This is a genomic window from Dietzia sp. MNB45 (genome assembly GCF_051994785.1).
GTDB classification, from domain to species: Bacteria; Actinomycetota; Actinomycetes; order Mycobacteriales; family Mycobacteriaceae; genus Dietzia; species Dietzia kunjamensis.
Map to the genome: position 1 here is coordinate 2420785 of NZ_CP163397.1, position 21135 is coordinate 2441919.

Here is a 21135-nt window from a genome sequence, read left to right on the forward strand (position 1 = left end):
CGGGACATGGGCGACCAAAACCATCGCTCGGCGTTGAATCGCAGATCCTTCCTGGTCGGCGGGGCCGCCGTCGCCGGAGGTGCGGCGGGGTGGGGAGTTGGTGAGCGTACCGCCACTGCTCGGACCCCTGATCGCGACGCGGTGGCCAACTCCCGGGCCGTCGGCGCGGCCACCGAGCCCTTCTATGGTGACCGTCAGTCCGGCGTCACCACGGCGCCGCAGGCGCATGCGGCGTATGTGGCATTCGATCTGCGAGAGGGTGTTCGCGGCACCGACCTCATCGGCGTACTGCGAGCCTGGACCCAGGACGCGGCCCGGCTCACGCAGGGGCGCGGCGGTCTCGCCGACCTGCAACACGAGTTGGCTGAAGGACCGTCCCGGTTGACGGTCACCATCGGTTTCGGCACGGAGCTGCTCGGCAAGGTCGGGCTTGGCCGCCGCACCCCGGAGTGGTTGCAGCCGCTGCCGGACTTCCCACAGATCGACCGGCTCGAGGACCGGTGGTCCGGCGGCGATCTGCTGTTGCAGGTCTGTGCCGACGACCCGCTCACCGTCGCACACTCGGCCCGAATTCTGTCCTCAGGTGTTCGCGACGCGGTCACTCAGCGGTGGGCGCAGCGAGGGTTCCGCCGTGCCGTGGGCACCGACCCGTCCGGGCAGACACAACGCAACCTCTTCGGTCAGATTGACGGCACCGCCAATCCCTCACCGGCCGATGCCGACTACGACCAGTTGCTCTATTCCGATGGCGCCGACCGGCGATGGATGCGGGGCGGCACCTCCCTGGTGCTGCGCCGTATCCGGATGACGATGGACACCTGGGAGGAGATCGAACGGAGCTCCCGTGAGCTCTCGATCGGACGGAAACTCGACTCGGGCGCGCCACTGACCGGTACTACAGAACACGACCCCGCTGATTTCGAGGCAATGGACCGCACCGGGTTGACCGTCATCCCCACCGAGCCACACATCGCCCGGGCCCGGCCACGGGTCCGGGCCGAGACGATCCTGCGACGACCGTACAACTATGACGATGTCCCGGAGTCCGGCCAGATCAGCAACTCCGGTCTGTTGTTCGCTTCCTACCAGGCCGACCCGGTACGCCAGTTCGTGCCGATCCAGCAGCGACTGGCAGAGCAGGACATGCTCAACACCTGGACGGTTCCGATCGGCTCCGCCGTGTTCGCGATCCCACCGGGGTGCCACGAGGGCGGCTACGTCGGAGAGAGCGCATTGGAGGGATAGCCGCACGCAACCACCGGGGGTCATGGTCACCGCCTCACCGCCGAAGCAACGGCTGCCCGATTATCATCCAGTGATCACGTCGGGGCACGCATGAGTTAGAAAGCGGACAATCTGTTGAGTAAGAATCTGAAGCTCTCGCTAGCGCTGATCACGGCTGCGCTGGTCGTCCTGGTGGTGGCCTTACTGGCTGCCGGGAACGATTCCGGCTCCGAGCAGGCACGTCCTGATGACAGTCCGGGCACCGGAGTGTTGGTGCGTGAGGACAGTCCCCGACTGTCTGAGGGCGGTGACGCCGTCTTCGTTGAGTTCCTCGATTTCGAATGCGAAGCCTGCATCGCGCTCTATCCGACAATTGAGGACCTCCGCGAGCAGTACGGAGACCGGGTGACGTTCGTGGTGCGCCACATGCCCCTGCACGACAACTCTATGGCGGCGGCCCTGGCCGCCGAGGCCGCCGCCGAGCAAGGCCGGTTCGAGGCCATGTACCGCAAGTTGTTTGACACTCCCGAGCAGTGGGGCCACCAACAAACCCCGCAAATGGACACATTTTTCGGCTATGCCGAGGAACTGGGGTTAGATATGGAGCGCTTCGAGAGCGCATACAACGACCCGGCCACCCTCGAGCGCATCGAGCAGAGCAAGCAGGACGGTCAGAGCCTCGGGGTCAGTGGCACGCCGACCTTCTTCCTGGACGGGGAGCGCCTCGAGCCGACCAGCGTCACCGATCTCGAGAACAGCATCAATGCTGCCCTCGAATAGCTCAGCCACCCCGGTCGCACACTCCACCAACGCCGGCCCGGATCAGTACCCCCACCGCAGGCTCGCGGTGGTGCTGATCGTTGGTGGGCTCATCGGCCTGGTCGCGGCGGTAGTGCTGCTGGTGGAGAAGATCGCGCTGATCGAGAACCCGGGCTACGTCCCGTCCTGCAGCATCAACCCTGTCCTGTCCTGCGGGTCGGTGATGACCACCGCGCAGGCCGAGGCCTTTGGCATCCCCAATCCGATCATCGGCATCGCCGGATTCGCCGCCACCACGGCCCTGGGTGCTGCGCTCCTGGCGGGGGGAGCATTTCAGCGCTGGCTGTGGGCCAGCATCCAAGTAGGCGTCACCTTCGCGGTGGTGTTCATCCACTGGCTCATCTACCAAAGCTTGTACAGCATCGGTGCCCTGTGCCCGTACTGCATGATCGTCTGGGCGGTGACCATACCGATCTTCTGGTACTGCACCCTGTGCAATCTTCAGCCACTACGCCGCAGCGATTCGGCGGGTCTTGCGCGCCTCATCGCCGTAGTTACCGAATACCGGGGCGCGATACTTACCGCCTGGTACCTACTTGTCCTGCTGCTCATCACGCACCGCTTCTGGGACTACTGGACCACCCTCGTCTAGAAACGCTCGCCGAACAGCAGATCGCGTTCCGCGAGTCAGTCCTCGGCTCACTCGGGGGCGGCACACCGCAGTCTGCGCAGGCGCTCCCAGATCAAAGCAGCGCACGCCGGATGGCTCTCGGACCCGGTCCCCCGCCCGCTGTCCAACTCCTCGTACAGCTATCGACTGCTGTCGCAGACGATCAGGCGCGGTTGCCTCCACGCGAGCTGCGTCGATACTCGGATGCGAACCGGTCACCGTAGCGATCACGCATGGCCGCCGCTACGAGCCGGTCTGAGTCCGCGGCCTCGTCCGATGGACCATCGTCTCCAACCGTGGCCGCGGGAGGGCCCGACGGGGCCTGCGACGCTGTGGTGTCCTGCCCGGGACCTGCTGCCCGGTTCCCGCCCTTGCGTGGCCGCGCCGCGGCGGCATCGTTGTCCTCGTCGTCCAGACGACGGCGCTGACGTATCTCGCTCCACACGAAGTAGCCCAGGCCGATGGGAGCGAGGACCCCGAAGGCCATCCACTGCAGTCCGTACGACAAGTACGGACCCGACTCGGTGGACGGCACTGGCATCGGTTCCAAAGACCCGGGCTGCCCACCGGCGAGCTGGAGATAATAGGGCGACAAGTCGGTGCCGAGGAGGTCCCCGATGACGGGGGGGGTCGATGTTGCGCACCATGTTCCAATCGTGCAGAACGATGGGTTGGGCGGGAGCATCCATCGGGATCCTGAGGCGGGCGATGATGGTCAGCTGGCCCGTCGGCGCGGACGGGAAGTCCGGGACCGCGTTGTCGTCGCCGACGCGGACCCATCCGCGGTTGACGAGCAGGGAGTCACCACTGTCGGTGCGGAATGCACGAAGTGCCTGGTACACGAGTTCACCGTCGACGGACTGCATCCGCAACAGGACATCCTCCATGGGCAGGTAACTTCCGCGCGCAGTAACCAGATGCCACTCGGAATCACCGAGAGATCCCTCCCGCCGGATCACTTCGTCCAACGGAACCGGCCCTGCCACGCTGCTCTCAACGAGCTGGCATTGCGTGCCTTGAGATCCTCGTACTTGTTCAACTGCCAGGGGGCAAGCATCGTGAAGCACAGGTAGGCGAAGAGGCTGATGAACAGAAGGGTGATCAACCATCCCGGCTTGAGCATGCGAGAGAACCGTTTCACCTGCCAAACAGTAATCGTGCCGGCTGTCCGATCACCCTGCGCATCACCACGGCGACGGGAGCCGGCTGCACGGGCCTGTCGGAAAACTGGGCTGACCGGGGGGCGCGCACCTCATTTACGACCTGTCCGGTGCCCTGGTGGTCCGTGATCAGCGTCGTCAGGTTTTCGACCTCCCGCCGATCGAACATGCTCGCCATCGAGCACCGCGCCCAGCGGCGCGCATGTTCATGCGGAGTAGTGACTACCGCTGCGTTCCCGGCCGAGGCCAGAGCCCCGGTGTGTTACGGGCCCGGCGTGGCTGCGCTGGGCGCCTACCTACTGGGCCGCCAGCACCTTCCGGTTGACCGGCGTTCCGCAGAATTCGGTGGTTCTGAAGCCATTCCGGGGTGTTCGCAACGCTGTGCCCTGCACGGGCATGTTGAGGTCTAGCAATTCGTGTCGACTCTGCCCGTGTCACCTAACCCCCCAAGCAGAAACGCGGGACTCATGACCGAATGGGACACTTGAAGAGCGCCCTGGAGTCTCGCCCCCAGCAGCGTCCGGGACCGTAGCCTGATTAGGCGTCGTTGGAGCCGATGACTGCTCGCAGAGCAACGGGCGTGCCAGCCTAGCTGCAATCAGATACCGACCTAGGAGATCAGCAATGATCGCATTGACCACGTGGACGGGCGGCATCCTCACCGCCACCGGACTCATCGCCTACTTCACCACCGGGATGGAGAGTGCCACCTCGCTGATACCGGCGTTTATCGGTGTGCTGCTGCTCATCGCGGCGTTCATCGCGAGCCGCGTCCCGAACGCCAGCCGAGGGGTGATGATCGCAGCGCTCGTCATCGCCGTGCTCGGGGCACTGGGATCTCTCATGCCGCTTGCCGACCTCGGCGCGTTGTTCGCCGGAGATGCAGAGCGGCCTGCTGCGGTAATCGTCAGCGGGATCATGCTGATCGTGCTCGTCGTGTACTTCGTGGCGGGCCTTCGTCAGATCCTGACCACTCGCGAAACGGGGCCAAAAGCAAATTGACAAAGACCCCGGCCTTTCGCGGTGGGGTGAACATCGGGAGGAAGATTCCCGCGGATCGTGAATCGGGGCGCTCGCCTCGCACCGCGGCTGACGCGGGTTGCCGGGGTCGAGAGCGTTCAGGACGTAGTCGGGGGCGCGGGGATCGGCCACGGCAACGTGCTCGGAGAGGTTCTGCTCGCAGCCGTCCTGGACCACCACGTTGGTCGCCATCGAACCGGGGGCCAGGCCCGACGTGTACGGCAGGACGACCTCGACGTACCGGGTAGCCCGTTGAGGTACCGCACGCCCGGCGCGTACGGAGTCCCGTCGGCCCACAACTCCTGCAGCACGAGCGAGCCCGGCAGCATCTGCGTGAGGAGCACCGCAACCAACTCGACGCCGCCGGTGGAGGCGGTAAGCATCTGGTCCGGTCACCGGCCTGCTGATCGAATCCCGTACGACTCAGCTCAATGACCGCGATATCAAGACGGTCCGCGGAACCCCGGTTTTCGCTCCCAGCCGGGACACGCTTCCACGTCGCGCACGCGGCCGGAAACCAGGAACCACTCCTGCCAGCGTTCCGGAGAATTCTCCGGTTCTGGAGTCATTTCGGAGTGGGCGCAACGCCGTGACCTGCAGGGGCTTGTTTGAGATCTAGTAAGTCGGGGATTCCCCGAAGAAATGCACTACCGCGCGGGGTTGCAACGCCGGCCCGGAAATTGGCGAACACCAGCACGCGCTCCCCCGCGGGGAGGCGGTCGGCACGCCCGAAGTGGACGGTGCTAGACGAGGACTCCTTGGGCCGCGAGCCACGGCACCGGGTCGACCCACTGACCGGCGGCGGTCTGTACGCGAAAGTGCAGGTGGGGGCCGGTGGAGTCTCCGCGGTTGCCGACGGTTCCGATCACTTCACCGGCGTTGACCCGCTGGCCGACGCTGACGTAGTTCTGGTCGTTGTGGCCATATTCCAGCAGTTCGCCGTCATCTGTGCGGATGCGGATCCAGATGCCGTACCCGGCGGCGGGGCCAGCGGCTTCGACAACGCCGCTCTTGGCGGCGTAGAGCGGCGTACCAATCGGCGCACCGAAATCAGTGCCGTTATGGAAGCTGCCCCAACGCGAGCCGAACCCCGAGGTGATCACGGCCTCCGTAGGGGCATGTGCGCCGCCGATCTGCGGGCTACCGGCGCTGTCGCCGAGGGAACCGAGCCCGAGCCCGGCGGCGTACTGCCGGACCTCACTTGGGGCGAGGCCGAACTGCTCCCCGATCCTCTGGATCTCGGCGGGGCCGATGCCGAACTGCTCGGCCGCGGCCTGGATCGCCTCGACGACCTGGGCCTGATCGATCGCGACGGGTTGAGCGGCGGCGGCTGGCGCGAAAGCCAGACCAAGGCCGCCCGAGAGGGCTACGCCGACGACGGCGCTACCAACAAACCGCGACACCGTCGCGGTTTCGCTGGCCACACGATGGCGGCCGCCGGCCAAAGTCGCGCTGCGCACGCCCAAACGCTCGGTGAGCTCTGCGACGGTCACGGTCCGGGTGGAGTCGATCATGGGGCTGTCTCCATCGTTCGGGGTGATGTGTTCCCGCGACGTCTATGCGATGCGGGTGACCGATTTCGTCGGCAACACGACCCAATATAACAACTCGGTATCGATCGTGTCACCCCTCAGCGCGTAATTCGTGATCATCGCCAGCCCCAGTGCGCCCAGATCGACTCCCGGTCGGGGAGAAGTCGTCTCCACCTCGGAAGCTCAGCCAGCGCCTAACCCTGGCGGAGCTGTCACCTCACTGGTCCTCTCTGTGACGGTCGTCTCGGCCGTGCATCTGCCTTGCGACCCGGTTGGTCAGCCACTACCTTTAACCGGGGTCAGGTCACGAAACGATTACGGTTAGACGACGACGGGATTCGGTAGCAGTGGAGAAGCGAGCAGGACCGAAGCACGCCTCTCAGTCGACCAGCCCCCCGCGGCGCCGCCGCGGAGCCCATCGCCGGCCTTCACCGAACAACCACCGCAGTATCGCCGCGGTCGTGGCCCTGGCCGCGGGTGCCTCTATTGCCGCGGCGGCGCCCACCAGTGATCAGCAGATCGTCCTCCTCGCGACCGACGAGCCCCCGGCCGGTAGCACCGATGACGCACACTCCAAAGATGCCCAAGCCGCGACCCCCTCGGCTCCGCTCCCCCTCACCTCCGATGACGCGAACGTGTCAGGCGAGCCGGGACCCACCGCCGCGGGTTTCGTCGCCAGTCTGCAGAGGGGCACCGAACTCAACTACGAGCGTGAGATTGCCGAGGAGCAGGCGCGGCGTCCCATTGTGGCCCTCCCGGCAGTGGGCATCTCAACGTCCTCCTTCGGCCCCCGATGGGGCACGTCCCATTCGGGTCTCGATGTCGCCAACGCCATCGGCACACCGCTGTTCGCCGCGACCGACGGAATCGTCATCGATTCAGGCCCGGCCTCCGGTTTCGGCATCTGGATTCGGATCATGTCGCCGGACGGCTTCATGACCGTCTACGGCCACAATGAGAGCAATACCGTTCAGGTCGGTGACACTGTCGTCGCTGGTCAGCAAATCGGCGTGATGGGCAACCGCGGCTTCTCCACCGGCCCACACGTGCACTTCGAGGTATGGGCCGACGGCGGCTCGCGGGCTGTCGATCCGTCGGCATGGCTGGCAGAACGGGGCATCATGGTCAACTCGGGGTCAAGCAGCAGCGCCCTATGACGCCGGAACTCTGACGGCGCAGGCTGGCCGACAAGGCCCTGGCTCCCCCACACTGGGCTTCTAACTGTGACGAACAACTGACAAGACGACGCCCACCGGCACACTCACTGCGAGGCTGGCAATGACAATCCGGTAGAGCACGAGATACCACGTACGCGGGCGCGCGTGACGCACAGTGGCCAGGAACAACGTGAGCGATATCAGCAACAGCACACCGCCCGCGGCCACCACGATCACGGAGCCGGTCAGGGTGCCACCGAGTACCGCACTGTTGGCCAAGTTGTAGGCGAGAAGCTGGACAACACGCAGGCGACCGAACAGTGTGCCGCCAGTAAGCAGTGCCTGTCCGACGCCCAGCCCTACCTGGGCCACCCCCGCAACTAGCACCAGGTAGGCCGCCACCCAGGAACCCTCATCGAAACCGGTGGGACCGGTGACCGCGGCGACAAGGCCGCCCGCGATGATGGCGGTGAGGCCGACGAGCACGAATTCTCGCATCGCCCGCCAGTGCGAGCGTGTGAACTCGGCCTGATTACGTGCGCTGTGACTCAGTTCGTCGCCCATTCTCTGTTTCCCCTCGCCGTGATCGGTGTCGTGGTCCTGGTAGCGGGGTTGCTCGCCACTGAGGTGGAGACCACCGGGTTGTCGCACCCGCCGGTTGGTGGGGTTGGGGATGTTGCGGCGGGCGGCCATCTCGTTCACGGGCTCGCTCCTATCGCCGACGTGCCTGGGGGACGAACAAGGGGGTGTGAGGGAACCATCCTCGACGACGAGGGTCCGCTTGTCCCCTACTTCCGGTCGGTCTGGGACATCTCGCGGAGCATGTCGTTATAGGCCTTGAGCTCGGCGTCGTCGTCCCGCTCGGCCTGCCGCTCCCCCCTCCGCGCCTCACGCATGTCCGTCTGGAACCACTGCCAGGCCAGGGCGAGCATGACGATGAACAGCGGGATCTCCCCCGCCGCCCACGCCACCCCGCCGCCGACCTGCTGGCTCTGCAGCAGATCCGGGACCCAGGGCAGCCCGATCCCCGAGTACCAGCTCTCGGCCAGCACGGTCTTGTAGTTCATGAGCACGATGCCGAAGAAGGCGTGGAACGGTAGCGAACCGAGCAGCACCATGAGCTTGTAGAAGGGCGAGAAGTGCCGCGGCGCCGCGTCCACGCCGATGATCACCCAGTAGAACAGGTAGCCGCTGATGAGGAAGTGCACGTTCATGAACATGTGGCCCAGGTGCTCGGAGGCCAGCGTCTCGTAGAACCCTCCGAAGTAGATCAGGTAGAACCCGGCCACGAACTGCACCGAGGCGACGATCGGGTGGGTGAGGAATCGGGAGAGCGGGTTGTTGATGAACTCCACGATCCACTCGCGTGGTCCCGGCGGGTTGCCGCGGCCCGCCGCCGGGAGCGCCCGCAGTGCCAGTGTCAGCGGCCCGCCTAGGGCGAGCAGGACCGGAACGAGCATCGAGATGAGCATGTGCCCGACCATGTGGCTGGCGAAGTCGGCCATCATGTACATCCCCATACCGGAGCTGGTGGTCAGGAACAGCAGCACGCACCCGAGCACCCACGCCACGGTTCGTCCCACCGGCCAGGAGTCGCCGCGTCGGCGCAGGGTGATCAGCCCCCACACGTAGAGCCCGAGCAGGATCACCGAGGCCAGACCCAGCACCAGGTCGAAGCGCCACAGACCGAACACCGTCTCGAAGGAGAACGGCCCCGGCAACTCAAAACCCAGCAGCGACTCCTGCCGGGTGGGCACATAGAGCGGTGCCGGGGGCGGGGTGCGGCCGAGCGAGACCGACAGACCCAGGGTGCCCGCCATGATCACCGTTTCGACCAGTCCGATGCGCAGCAGCGTGCCGCGGTCCACCGGGGCGTTGGCCGACGTTCCCTCGATGCGGTTGATGATGCGCCGGCGCACCGCCAGCCCGAACACCGCCAACAGTGCCAGGCACAACGCTTTGGCCACAATCAGCAGCCCGTAGGTCGAAGACAACAGGTCGGCGGGGTGCAGACGGACCAGCCCGTTGATGATCCCGGTCAGCCCGAGCGCGACGATCGCCACCGTGGCCACCACCGAATAGCGGCGCAATGAAAGCGCTACCCGGCCCCCGCCACGCATCGCGTGGGCGATCACCGCGACGAGCCCACCGACGTAGAACGCGGCAGCGAACAGGTGGATAATCAGCGAGTTGGCGGCGATGTCGTGGGCGGTGCCGCCCGAGGCGTGGCCCGTCGCGGCAACGGGCAGGAGCGAGAGCACCGTGACCCCCAGCCAGATGACCGACCAGCGCCAGCTCACGGTGAGCCGCTGCCCGATCCCGGCGACCAGTGCAATGATCGCGGCCCAGCGCCACGAGGACGCCACCTCGATCTGAGTGATCGCCACGATCCACTGGTCCGGCGGCAGGGACTGCCAGAGCGTGCGCCCGGACACATCCGACAGGGTCAGCGGGATGAGCAGGGCCGCCGCGATCGCCCACGCGATGTTGATCCACGAGGAGATCTGCTGTGCGCGGTAGCCGTCCACGTCGAGGGTCTTGTCTTTCTGCGGCGGGGTGAAGAACGCGGCGAACAGCGCCATTCCCACCGCCACCGATGCCAGCAGCTCGGCGATCGCGCGGACCGCCGGGAGCCCGGCGGTGGTGAGCAGGCCCGGGTTCGGGACGCCGAGGAGCTCGAGTGCCAGGTCCGTGGACATTCGCGAGAGCGGGACCACCACACCTGCCGCCACGACCGCGAGCAGCACCACGACCGGCACCACACCGCGGGTACGCAGCGGTCTGGCGGTGGCGGAAGCTTTGGACGAGGGTGCCTTCGACGACGGCGACATGATCCCTATCGTAGGAAGCGGGTATCCCGGGGTCCGATTCGCGCCTGCTCTGCGCACCCCCGTGACCGGCGACGTTTCATGCGGGCCGTCCACCTGCCGGCGGACTACCGGGCCTGCTCGCATGCGCCCACTCGGCCGCCGCTCTCTCGGACTCCGGGCCTCAGCTGATCAGACAGTCTCGGGTTCGGGCGGTGATCGCGTGGGTCGGCCAGCCTGCCGAGGCCTTCAGGGTCGTACCTTCACCCGCATTGGTGGCCGTCTCCGCGCCCGCCGATCCCTTTCCTGCCGCCGCGCCGAGCAAGTCCGCTGGCCGGACCCGCACTACCCATCGTGCAGAAATGTGAACCGTTCATCTCCGGCTCGTAGCGGGTCAAGCGTGTCGGACTGCGGGAGATTCACGGTCACGCACGGCGGCAGTCTCCAGTTGAATGGTGGCATGGTCAATGGAGACGGGGAAATGCTCCTTGACGCAGGTGAGGATCTCCTCCAGGATCTGCGGGGCGTGACCGGATTCGAAGCACTGATCATCGATCACGACATGCGCGGAGATGACCGGCAGGCCGGTCCCAATCATGGATGCGTGCAAGTCGTGCACGTCCCGAACATGGTCCAGCTCCAGTATGTGATCCCGAACCTCATCCAGATCGAGCCCCGTAGGCGCGTACTCCATCAGCACCCGAACCGTCTGCCGCAGAAGCGTGAACGCGCGCGGGATGATCAAGGCGGCGATGAACAGCGCGGCAATGGTGTCGGCTCGCTGGAAACCGGTGGTGTTGATGACGATCGCCGCAACGATCACCCCCACCGACCCCAAAGCGTCGTTGAGCACCTCCAGAAATGCCGCCCGCATGTTGAAGTTGTCGCCTCGCCTGGAGGCCAGCACCACAATGGCGGCGATATTGGCGATCAGGCCGATCACGCCGAACACCAGCAGTTCGGTACCGGGCACGTCCGCCGGCTCGAAGAGTCTGCGGACGCCTTCGATCGCGGCATAGCTACCGACGACGATCAGCAGGACAGCTTGCCCTAGTGCGGCGATGACTTCGATCCGGGCGAATCCCCAGGTCCGTTTACTGCTCGGTGGACGCAGCATCATCGTCGCGGCTATGACCGCAACCAACAATCCCGACGCATCAGCCAATGCATGAGCGGTGTCGGTCAACAACGCGAGACTGCCAGTGACCACGCTGCCCACCGCTTGGGCCACCACGATGATCGCGGTGATGCAGAACGCGATCAGCAGCCGACGACGCGTCCCGCGATCGGCCTGGGGAGAAGTACTTCCATGGTCGTGACCGTGGCTATGCCCCATCTCGACTCACTCCTGCCCGAGGTCAAGGTCGGGGTGGTCCTGGTGATCGCGCAGCGACGGCGACACCCCGGACGCACTCAACAGCGCATCGGCGGCTTCCACCAGGTCCGCCAGCCGGGCCGGCTCAGCCAGCGAGAACCACGAGGAGCGCCCCTCGATCCGCATTCTGACTAACCCGCAATCCCGCAGGCAAGCCAGGTGCTTGCTCACCGTGGACTGTGCCAGATGCATGTGATCGACCAGATCCCGAACCCGATGCTCACCACTGACCAGATGCTCCAACAACGCCAGTCGAGTTGGTTCTGCCAGAGCATGGAACAACGCTGCATAGGTGTTTCGATCCTCGAACGTCACTGAATCGGGCACCCCATAATTGATCGCCATAGAGCGATGTTAGCACGAACCGTCGATAAGTTCGGGTGGGTCTCGGCCATCGGTGTACGCATTGTTCTTGCTCAGTCGTGCCTGGCAGCTGATGCCCTCCCGTCGATGCCGGGGCGCAGCGCAAGGCCGTCCGGTCGATACCGAGTGTTGTGATGGTTGCCGTCGTTTTTTTCCGGCGGTGTGCGGTGCGGGGCACGCGGGCACAGTGTCAATGAGGGAGCGGTGCCAGCTGGTGCATGTGCCGGCTGTCGTCGCGGTCGGCAGTTCTTGGGCTCGAGGGTCGCTCGAGCTGCCTGGTGCGTGCGGCACGCAGGCCATTGAGTATCACGAAGACTTCGGCGACCTCGTGGACCAGGACGACCGCTGCGAGTCCCAGAATTCCGGTGATCGCCAGTGGAAGCAGAACGATGATGATCGCCAAGGACAGGATGATGTTCTGATTGATGACGCGACGACCGCGGCGGGCGTGGTCTATGGCGCGCGGGATCAGTCGCAAGTCATCGCCGGTGAACGCGACATCCGCCGACTCGACCGCTGCGTCGGAGCCGGTGGCCCCCATGGCGATTCCGATGTCCGCCGAGGCGAGCGCGGGGGCGTCGTTGACACCGTCGCCGATCATCGCCACTGGCCCCCGGCCGTCGGCACGCAACTCGGCGATTGCCTGCGCCTTGTCCTGCGGACGCAGCTCGGCACGCACGTCGGTGATCCCCGCCTCGACGGCCAGTGCATCAGCGGTGCGGGCGTTGTCGCCGGTAAGCATCGTCACGCCCATACCCCTCGACGCCAGCGACGTCATGGCCTCGCCGGCCTCTGGACGCAGCTCGTCGCGCACCCCGATGGCCCCGACCGGGTGGTCGTCGCGGTGGACGACCACCACGGTGATGCCGCGGGCCTCCATCGCGTGAACGTGATCTGCCAGAGGACCTGGGTCGAGCCAGCGCGGGCTGCCGACGGCGATGTGCGCGCCATCGATAAGGCCGGCGATTCCCGCGCCCGCGGACTCGGTGACCGCCGATGCGGCGGGGACCTCGGTAGCTGCGGCGGTGATCGCTGCGGCCAGCGGGTGGGTGCTGTGGGTTTCCAGAGCGGCCGCCCAGCTCAGGACCTCGTCCTGGGCAGCGTTGCCAGTGGTGAGGACCTGCGTGACGGTGGGCTGGTTTCGGGTCAAGGTGCCGGTCTTGTCCACTGCCACATGCCGGAGGTAGCCCATGCGCTCGAACGCGGCACCGGATTTGATGATCACCCCGAACTTGCTGGCCGCACCGATCGCGGAGACGACCGTAATCGGCACCGAGATCGCCAGTGCGCACGGCGAAGCGGCGACCAGTACCACCAGTGCTCGCTCGATCCACAGTCCGGAATCTCCGAAGATCGAGCCGATCAGGGCGACCAGAGCAGCCAGGATGAGAACACCCGGCACCAGCGGGCGGGCCAGGCGGTCGGCGATACGTGCCCGCTCCCCCTTCTCTGTCTGTGCCTGCTCAACCAGTTCGACCACTGTGGTCAAGGAATTGTCTGTCCCTGCGGCGGTGGCCTCGACCTCCAGGACGCCGGAGGTGTTGATCGAGCCGGCCAACACCGCGTCACCGGGCCCGACCTCGACGGGAATGGATTCACCCGTGATCGCCGAGACATCCAGGCTGCTCTGCCCGACACGAACGATCCCGTCGGTGGCCAAACGTTCGCCGGCGACCAGACGCAGCACATCGCCGCGTTCCAGAGACTCCACGGGAACAGTGCGGGCGATCCCGGTGGCGCCGAGGACGGTGGCACTGGACGGAATCAGCGCCAACAAGGCCCGCAGGCCCGAACGGGCCTTGTCCATCGCCCGATCCTCCAGCGCCTCGACGATGGAGTACAAGAAGGCCAGGGCCGCGGCCTCCTCGATGAACCCGAGCGCGACCGCACCGGTGGCGCTGATCGTCATCAATAAGCCGATACTCAACCGACCCCGGGACAACAGACCCCGCACAGCGCCTGGAACGAACTGCGAGGCGCCCAGGACTAGCGCGGTCCAGAACAGCCACGTCGCCGCAGTCTCCGCTTCGTCACTGCGGACAAACCACTCGAGGATTAAACCGAGCAGGAGGGTGAGGCCAGAGAACACCGGAATGAGCACGGCACTGGTGCGCCACCACGAAGCCGCCTCATCAGGGACGGTCACCGGTCCGGCCGGCTCACACCCACACGCAGACGCAGACGTCGTCACCGCCGACCCCCCTCCGAACCGCAGCAACCCTCGACCGGACACCGCGGCTCCAGACAGGGTGCGTTCTCGTCGACGGCAAGAGTCGTCTCGACCAAGGCGTTCAACGCGCGTGCCAGATGGGCGTCGACGATCTCGTACCGGTTCTGTCGACCCTCAAGTTCGGCGATGACGATCCCGCAACCCCTGAGGCAGGCGAGATGATTCGACACATTCGACCGAGTCAACCCCAACTCCCGGGCAATCTCGGCGGGATACACCGGCCCGTCCAGCAACCTCAGGAGAATCCGAGACCGAGTCGGATCGGCCATGGCGCGACCAAGCCGGTTCATCACACCTTGACGCGAAGAAAGAGTCAGCATGCACTGAACCGTACAGTGTTGAGTGACCCGTCCTGGTGCTGGCGACCAAGGCCAGGAGGCGACGACACCGCCGGGCCACCTCAAGTCAGTGGGACACACGCGTGCCGGTCCACCCCCGAAAACGCCCGCCTGACCGCGGCGTTCGGGCCGTTTCGCAGGGCGGATACCGGCTGTGGCACGATCAGACAGCGGGACGATCGCGCCAGTGTCGGTTATGTAACTGGCGTCAGAGAGCCACCCCGCGCGGCACCGCCGGTTCGGAGCCGAGGGGTCAATGACCCGTCGCAGACCGGAGTGAAAAGGCATGGGCAGTATCCGAACCATTGGTTTCCGCGCGCGACTGTGGGCGGCCCTGGGGGCGGGCGCACTAGCCCTCGCTGGGTGCGGGAGCGGCACCGATGCGGTCGCGCAGGGCGGAACGTTCGAGTTCGTCAGTCCGGATGGACAGCTGGAGATCCATTACCCCGAGGAAGAACGGAAGCCGGTTGCCGAACTCGCCGGCCCGGATCTGCTGGAACCAGACCAGACCGTCGGGCTCGCCGACTTCAAAGGCAACGTGGTGATCCTTAATACGTGGGGCCAGTGGTGCGCACCCTGTCGCACCGAGGTCGACGATCTCCAGCGTCTCCAGGAGGAGTTCGAACCGCAGGGAGCAACCGTGCTCGGGATCAACGTGCGTGATCCCAATCGCGACAAGCCGGTCGACTTCGTGCGCGACAACGGCCTCACCTACCCGTCGATCTGGGACCCGACCAACGCGGCCATAGGTGCCCTCCGAGGCTTCCCCACCTCTGTTGTACCGGCGCCCCTCGTGCTTGACCGGCAACACCGCGTGGCCGCGGTATACCTGGCGGCAGTCACCGATTATCAACTCCGGCCGGTCATAGCCGAACTGGTAGCCGATGAAAGCGCCCTGTCGTGACAAGCGCGTCCGAACTCATCCTCGCCGGGACCACATCAATGGAGCCGCTACTTCTCGCGCAGGGCATCGGTTCCGCCTTCCAACAGACAGCGGCTAGCGGGCCCCTCCTGCTCGCACTCGGCGCCTGCCTCCTCGCCGGACTCGTCTCGTTCGCCTCACCGTGTGTGGTCCCGCTCATTCCCGGCTACCTCGCCTACCTGGCCAGCGTCGTCGGCGCCGAGCGGCCACCGGTCACCGTTGCGCAGGCCGAACAGCGCCACAGCGAGTCCCGAACGATCACCCTCGAAGAAAAGAAGACCAGACAAACCTCGCGCTACCGAGTCGTCGGGGCATCATTACTCTTCGTCGGCGGATTTACCGTCGTGTTCGTTGCGCTCAGCGCGATGGTGCTCGGCACCGTGCAGTACCTCGCACCGCATGAGACGCTGCTTCAGCGCATCGGCGGGGTCATCACCATCCTCATGGGTCTGGTCTTCATCGGCTTCGTTCCGGTATTGCAACGAGATACCCGATTCCAGCCGAAGGCTGTCTCTACCTGGGTCGGAGCGCCTCTCCTCGGTGGAGTCTTCGCCCTCGGCTGGACCCCCTGCCTAGGACCCACCCTCGCTGCCGCACTGTCCGTCGCCGCCGGAAGCGGCTTCACCGGCACGCGCGGCGTCATGCTCATCATCGCCTACTGCCTCGGCCTGGGACTGCCATTCATCCTCGTCGCCTGGAGTTCCACCTGGGCCATCCGAACCGTCGGCTGGCTCCAACGCAACACTCGACGAATTCAAATCATTGGTGGCGTCTTGCTCATCGCAGTGGGTATCGCACTGTTCAGTGGTGTGTGGGCGCTCTTCATCAGCTGGCTACGGGACTTCGCAATCACCGGGACGACGTTGCCGATCTAGCACTTCCTGCGGCCACTAGCTGACAACAAACCCGACGCCCACCGCGTACTGGCAGCACGGCGCCGGCCACGAAATTTGCCGTGCTTATCCGGGAGGCTGTGGGTCCACGCCGGTAACCAGGTCTTATGTAAAGTTGTAGTTTGCGTATAGCGTCAGATGAATCATCCCTGCATGAGCGTCTCTCCTGTGTAGTTCTGCGATCTCCGGCCGGGCCTGCGGAATCAGCGACTGCTGTGCGCGATCGGCGTCGGGCCGCGGTGTAGAAGAGCGCCACCGAGTCGTGCAACGTCGAGGTACCACTCGGCGCGAAACGATGCCGCCGAGCCCCTCCTATGCGGCGCCAGACCCGTAGCAATGCGGGAACTTTGGTCTCTGGGCGATATCGATTGTGACTCGAACCAACATTGTTACGACCGTTCACCAGCGGTGATACTCCTGGGGCGGATGGGAACACGAAGGTTCAATGTGAGCGGCGTCACATCGGAGTTTGATTCTCCCCGTACAGTTTTCCGCCCCTCAGGAGGTCTCGCATGAGATCGCGACCAAGAAGTCCCCCGCTTGCTGCGGCTCGTCGCAACAGCGGCCACAGCCACCATGGTGATCGCGGCCCCAACCCTGGTGGCAGGGGCTCAACCAGCCACCACCGCCCGCAGTGAGGCACCGGCAACGACGTCACCACCGGTGCCGACTGCACCGTCCACGAATCCGAGCCCCTCCTCCCCCGCCGCAGGCCCTCCGTCTCAGGACACGCCACCCGAGCAGCGCCGAGACCAGGCAACCCCCTCACCGAGGTTCCACACAACGGCCTGCGCAGCCTTCTGGAACCCGAACTTCGGTCGCAACTTCACCGTCTGCGGCCGCATCCTGGACAAGTACCACCAGCTCGGTGGCCCGGGAGGGTTCCTCGGCCCGCCGACATCAGACGAACTCACCAACGCTGACGGCATCGGAAAGCGCACCTCATTCCAAGGCGACGCCACCATCTACTGGCACCCCGACACCGACGCCCACCCGGTCGGCGGCGCCATCGGAAGCAAATGGGCCCAATTCGGATACGACCCCGGACCACTCGGCTACCCGATCACCGACGAAATCACCAACCCCGACGGAATCGGGAAACGACAAGCATTCCAACACGACTCCAGCATCTACTGGCACCCCAACACAGGAGCCCACCAGATTGGCGGACAAATCGGCGCACGCTGGGGAGAACTCGAATGGGAAGCCAGCTACCTCGGATACCCCACGACCGACGAACTATCCACCCCGAACGGAGCAGCTCGTTTTAACCACTTCGAGAACGGGTCTGTCTATTGGGCTCAGCCAACTGGCGGGCACGACCTGACGAGAGAGATGATGGCGATTTGGGGAGCGTACGGATTCGAGACTGGACTGATGGGACTTCCTGCAGGAAACAACATCCCAGACTCCGACATTTCCGTACTAGCGCGGGGACAACAGGCGGCGCCAAGACTACGAATCCCTGGCGAACCACAAGAGCAGGTCTTCCAAAACGCAATCGGTCGATTCGGGACGGACGGAGAAGCATATGTACGAGGCAGGTAAAACCAAGCAAATTGGACGGAGAGCCCGCCTTCCTCTCGTCATCGCCTCGATAGCGGCACTCATTTTATCGGTGGCAGCGACAGGACCCGAAGCTATCGCCCAGACGTCCACCGAGGCTATACAACCAAGTGGGACAGTGGGCGATGAAGGCAACGTAACTCCGTCAGATCCCGATACGATAAACGAGGAACCACCACAAATGGTGGCAGCCGCTGCGCCTCCGTGGTCGTACACGGGAGAGCAAATGGCCACGAGCCGAATTGCTAGGTGTGACACTTGGAAAACGCCCCAAGGTGGAACATACTCATCCAGTATTCTCCGACGAGGGTACTGGTTCGATGGGGCAACGGGAGACCAACCGTTTGGCTACGATAAGGCACGGGGTAAGCACTGGGTATGGAACAGAAACATATGGAAGGCGACGGTAGGAAACGCGGGGGGCTGTAACGAGTCTCAGTCGAATCCCACCGCTGGAGTATTCACAAACTGGTTCGACCGCTTGACATGTCGTGTCATTAACTCAATTCCCGTCGATTGCAGTCAATGGGAAAGTAAGCGGGTTCGCTCTATCGAAGTGCGATCAACCACCCAGAACACCCCGCCTGGCAGCGAGATGCTAGGCAATCTCAGTATCTACTGTGAGAATACGCCGCCTAGCGACCAACTGTGTCCGATTTGGGTAGGCTACGCAGTCCCTCCACATCCTGACGATACTCCGCCACCGTACAACTAACTAGGTAACCCGTCGGGGCATCGCAGTTGAGCGATGCCCCGACACCGGCGTTGCCCAGGTTACGCTTTTGTGCGACAGATATTGAATCCTAAAGTTACCATTACATTAGAGCGGCAAAGTTATGAACCAAGACGGGCCAACCGAGAACCACTGGACTGACACGTTTTCAGAAAATGAGCACTCGCGGGCTTTTCCATTCATCACCCAATGCCATCGCGAATTGCAGTCGCGGTACTGCGACGACGCCAACCGAGATATGCCGTCGCGCTTCCTTTGTTACTTGCTGAACGAGATTCGCACTAACACATTAACCGAATGCTGGTGCGTAGGCGTACGCGACGCTGGAGTACTTGGCGATGGCAGCGCATGGATCAAATATAGTTTTGGCGAATTGAAATTTGCTATTGCTCTTCGAATTGACGCCTCCGTTATCAAGGCGCACACCGACCACTTAGCGAGGTATGCAAGCGAACTTGCAGCTTTCACAATTGGAGAGCCGGGCATCAACTTGGCAAATTCAGAAATCGTGGACGGCACCTACTGGTTTAGGGTGGACAGATAGTTAACCGTTCTGTGTACGCTATTCAGGGCAGTTGGTGGGCAGTTCGGCGAGGGCGTCTGGGTATGCGCCGTGGCCGTTCAGGGCGAAGCCCGCGAGGCCAACGACGTCGCGGCGCCAGCGCAGGAGCCCGAGGAGTAACGGCTCCCCTACTTGGTTGGCTGCGTGGCGGCTGGAGCGTGCTCGCCGACGGCGACTCCCCCATCCGTTCGGACTTGGGTCGGGGAACGCCGGAAACACGTAACGTTTCCTGTTCCCGGATGCTGTGGATCTGAGTGCGGTGACGACGGACGCAACGCTGGCATTGCTGCCGCCCAGAACTGCACCCGTTCTGGGCGGCCACTAATTGATCCGACAGACATTGCGGAAAAGCGACACCGCCCGGGACGCCCGGGCCAAGGGGCGCACCGCCGAGGAGTCCGCTCGAGAAGGGCCTACTCCGCGGTCATCGGGTCATAGTTTTCGTGATCGGCCGGGGTTGTGCGATCGTCCTCGAGTTCTCCTTGTAAGGCAGAGCGGAGCCAATCATGATCGACCTCGGCGTCGACTGCGTCCGCGAGAACCGCGACCTGCTCGGCCACGGGGAGCTGAGAGACGTCAGGCGCCAGGTCCCCCGTGTACTCCTCGGTCACGTGACTGGACTCGGAGGACAGGTTCTCGGTCGCTGCCCGCGCCGTCGGAGAGGAACTCAGGGAGCCGGACCCTCCACCGAAGAGGCTGACCTCCCATTGCCTCGTGCCGTAGTAGAGCGTCTGGCCATTCACCTGCGGCCACGCTGACAGCAGCATTTGCGCACGGCCCAAGTTGCTGTACGGATGGATCGCCGGCGCGTAAAGGGCTGGCTGCTCGACTCCGGTGACCTGAATGGCGGGCATCGTCCATAGGCCTTCCGGGCGAGGAGCGGTCCGGGTGACGGCGCCAAGGATGCCGTCGCAGTACGAGAGCACGACTCGTCCGTCGATGACTTGAGCGGAGAGCTCGCCGATGGCGTTGTTAGGAACCGTGGGGGTGAGGATCGGGGTCGTGAAACCACCGCGGCGCCATGCCCATGTTCCGCCGCCGTCTCGACCCCAGAACTCATAGGTTGAACGGTTCCACATGCTGCGCCAGTCCACGCGCACGAGATGGATGCCGCCGCCGTTCCAACGGCCCTCGTTGGTGCCGTAGATGTAAACCCAAGGTTCGCCGGGGAGCATGAGCATCGTGTTGTTCTGGAAGTGACTCCACTCCCCCACGTTAGGGAAGTCGAAGTTCTCGCGATTGACCTCCAGATCCCACGTGCGTTCCCAGTTCTCGGCGTGGGCATCGGTCGAGGTCCACATGCGCGAGTGGAAGGTCGCCCAGCTCCCGCCGGGCGAGATCGGATCCCAGGACCGGATCGCGAAAGTTGTCATCATGTACCGGCCGTCGGGCAGGTGGATCAGGTCGTTCGGAATGTTGGTGAAGCCGTCCGGGAGCTCGCCAGCATGGACCGTTCCGCGGTGCTGATAGTTGATCATCTCTTTGGCGTAGGCGCCGCCGATGGCGTTGTCCCACCGGATGCCGTTCTCAATGTCTGGGTTGGACTGGCGAAACCCGACTGGAGACCTCCAGCCGCTGCCGCCGACGTGGTCGACGAAGGTGTCGCCGAAGATCGTGATCGTGTACCCGTGGTTGGTGATCGCCGGGAACCCGAGATCGGTTGCTGAGGCGCCCCAACGCCCAGTTTCGTTCGGGCCTGTCAGCTCTTTGACCAGTCGTGCCATCGTCATGCCTCCTGTGTCGAGAAGTCGCCTTGGCGACGAAGTGAGCAACGTCAGTTTGCGTCGTTCACATCCACCGTGCCATGCGGGTACGACACGAAAC

General features: G+C 64.5%; 20 protein-coding genes and 1 pseudogene. 9 read left to right on the top strand and 12 right to left on the bottom strand.

Annotation, left to right across the window (positions count from 1 at the left end; genetic code table 11):
- The first annotated feature begins 6 nt into the window (after nt 1–6).
- From AB5G72_RS11560 to AB5G72_RS11570, 3 genes are all read left to right on the top strand, one after another.
- Nucleotides 7–1245 carry a Dyp-type peroxidase gene (locus tag AB5G72_RS11560; protein ID WP_440219919.1) on the top strand — a complete coding sequence of 413 codons (1239 nt, stop codon included), beginning with the start codon at nt 7–9 and terminating at the stop codon, nt 1243–1245.
- Nucleotides 1246–1359: 114 nt separating this feature from the next.
- Nucleotides 1360–2004 (top strand): DsbA family protein, encoded by a 645-nt coding sequence (locus AB5G72_RS11565; RefSeq protein WP_017838589.1) that lies wholly within the window; start codon nt 1360–1362, stop codon nt 2002–2004.
- Entirely contained in the window at nt 1988–2635 is a 648-nt protein-coding gene (locus tag AB5G72_RS11570) for a vitamin K epoxide reductase family protein (RefSeq protein ID WP_017838588.1), read from the top strand. Before AB5G72_RS11565 ends, AB5G72_RS11570 begins: the two co-directional genes overlap by 17 nt.
- A 181-nt stretch (nt 2636–2816) precedes the next feature.
- On the opposite strand, the gene AB5G72_RS11575 is transcribed toward AB5G72_RS11570, so the two are convergent.
- From AB5G72_RS11575 to AB5G72_RS11590, 4 genes and pseudogenes are all read right to left on the bottom strand, one after another.
- Nucleotides 2817–3194, bottom strand: coding sequence for a hypothetical protein (locus AB5G72_RS11575; protein WP_268092360.1), 378 nt, complete (start codon nt 3192–3194; stop codon nt 2817–2819).
- Between the two features lie 142 nt (nt 3195–3336).
- Nucleotides 3337–3639: pseudogene (locus tag AB5G72_RS11580) on the bottom strand (SURF1 family protein); the annotation flags it as partial.
- Nucleotides 3609–3776, bottom strand: coding sequence for a hypothetical protein (locus AB5G72_RS11585; protein WP_159981201.1), 168 nt, complete (start codon nt 3774–3776; stop codon nt 3609–3611). The gene AB5G72_RS11585 and the pseudogene AB5G72_RS11580, both read right to left, overlap by 31 nt.
- 14 nt (nt 3777–3790) lie before the next feature.
- On the bottom strand, nt 3791–3991 hold the full coding sequence (locus AB5G72_RS11590; RefSeq protein ID WP_017838586.1) for a hypothetical protein: 201 nt from the start codon (nt 3989–3991) through the stop codon (nt 3791–3793).
- Nucleotides 3992–4437: 446 nt separating this feature from the next.
- Between AB5G72_RS11590 and AB5G72_RS11595 the strand changes: the two genes are divergently transcribed.
- Nucleotides 4438–4815 (top strand): hypothetical protein, encoded by a 378-nt coding sequence (locus AB5G72_RS11595; RefSeq protein ID WP_017838585.1) that lies wholly within the window; start codon nt 4438–4440, stop codon nt 4813–4815.
- Between the two features lie 761 nt (nt 4816–5576).
- On the opposite strand, the gene AB5G72_RS11600 is transcribed toward AB5G72_RS11595, so the two are convergent.
- On the bottom strand, nt 5577–6347 hold the full coding sequence (locus tag AB5G72_RS11600) for a M23 family metallopeptidase (RefSeq protein WP_440219920.1): 771 nt from the start codon (nt 6345–6347) through the stop codon (nt 5577–5579).
- 479 nt (nt 6348–6826) lie between these two features.
- Here AB5G72_RS11600 and AB5G72_RS11605 point away from each other — a divergent pair, with 479 nt between their 5' ends.
- Complete coding sequence (locus AB5G72_RS11605; RefSeq protein WP_440219921.1) at nt 6827–7522, top strand: M23 family metallopeptidase; 696 nt, start codon at nt 6827–6829, stop codon at nt 7520–7522.
- 60 nt (nt 7523–7582) lie between these two features.
- Here the strand turns inward: AB5G72_RS11605 and AB5G72_RS11610 are convergent, their stop codons facing one another.
- The 6 genes from AB5G72_RS11610 to cmtR form a co-directional block, all read right to left on the bottom strand.
- A complete protein-coding gene (locus tag AB5G72_RS11610; RefSeq protein WP_017838581.1) occupies nt 7583–8224 on the bottom strand; it encodes a hypothetical protein in 642 nt (213 codons plus the stop codon).
- 86 nt (nt 8225–8310) lie between these two features.
- A complete protein-coding gene (locus tag AB5G72_RS11615) occupies nt 8311–10353 on the bottom strand; it encodes a cytochrome c oxidase assembly protein (RefSeq protein ID WP_268099851.1) in 2043 nt (680 codons plus the stop codon).
- 370 nt (nt 10354–10723) lie between these two features.
- Nucleotides 10724–11665: a cation diffusion facilitator family transporter gene (locus AB5G72_RS11620; protein WP_017838579.1), complete on the bottom strand. Its 942-nt coding sequence runs from the start codon at nt 11663–11665 to the stop codon at nt 10724–10726.
- 6 nt (nt 11666–11671) lie between these two features.
- Complete coding sequence (locus AB5G72_RS11625; protein ID WP_042330374.1) at nt 11672–12049, bottom strand: ArsR/SmtB family transcription factor; 378 nt, start codon at nt 12047–12049, stop codon at nt 11672–11674.
- Nucleotides 12050–12257: 208 nt separating this feature from the next.
- Nucleotides 12258–14213, bottom strand: a complete 1956-nt coding sequence (locus AB5G72_RS11630; RefSeq protein WP_440219922.1) for a heavy metal translocating P-type ATPase — start codon at nt 14211–14213, stop codon at nt 12258–12260.
- A gap of 41 nt (nt 14214–14254) precedes the next feature.
- On the bottom strand, nt 14255–14617 hold the full coding sequence (gene cmtR / locus AB5G72_RS11635; RefSeq protein ID WP_154828176.1) for a Cd(II)/Pb(II)-sensing metalloregulatory transcriptional regulator CmtR: 363 nt from the start codon (nt 14615–14617) through the stop codon (nt 14255–14257).
- Nucleotides 14618–14921: 304 nt separating this feature from the next.
- Between cmtR and AB5G72_RS11640 the strand changes: the two genes are divergently transcribed.
- From AB5G72_RS11640 to AB5G72_RS11655, 4 genes are all read left to right on the top strand, one after another.
- On the top strand, nt 14922–15539 hold the full coding sequence (locus AB5G72_RS11640) for a TlpA disulfide reductase family protein (protein WP_154828178.1): 618 nt from the start codon (nt 14922–14924) through the stop codon (nt 15537–15539).
- A gap of 38 nt (nt 15540–15577) precedes the next feature.
- Complete coding sequence (locus tag AB5G72_RS11645) at nt 15578–16432, top strand: cytochrome c biogenesis CcdA family protein (protein WP_182608840.1); 855 nt, start codon at nt 15578–15580, stop codon at nt 16430–16432.
- A 558-nt stretch (nt 16433–16990) separates the two neighbouring features.
- On the top strand, nt 16991–17998 hold the full coding sequence (locus AB5G72_RS11650) for an LGFP repeat-containing protein (protein WP_152428098.1): 1008 nt from the start codon (nt 16991–16993) through the stop codon (nt 17996–17998).
- An 854-nt stretch (nt 17999–18852) separates the two neighbouring features.
- On the top strand, nt 18853–19293 hold the full coding sequence (locus tag AB5G72_RS11655; RefSeq protein WP_143337767.1) for a hypothetical protein: 441 nt from the start codon (nt 18853–18855) through the stop codon (nt 19291–19293).
- Between the two features lie 431 nt (nt 19294–19724).
- Here the strand turns inward: AB5G72_RS11655 and AB5G72_RS11660 are convergent, their stop codons facing one another.
- On the bottom strand, nt 19725–21041 hold the full coding sequence (locus AB5G72_RS11660) for a DUF4185 domain-containing protein (RefSeq protein WP_440219923.1): 1317 nt from the start codon (nt 21039–21041) through the stop codon (nt 19725–19727).
- Nucleotides 21042–21135: the final 94 nt, after the last annotated feature.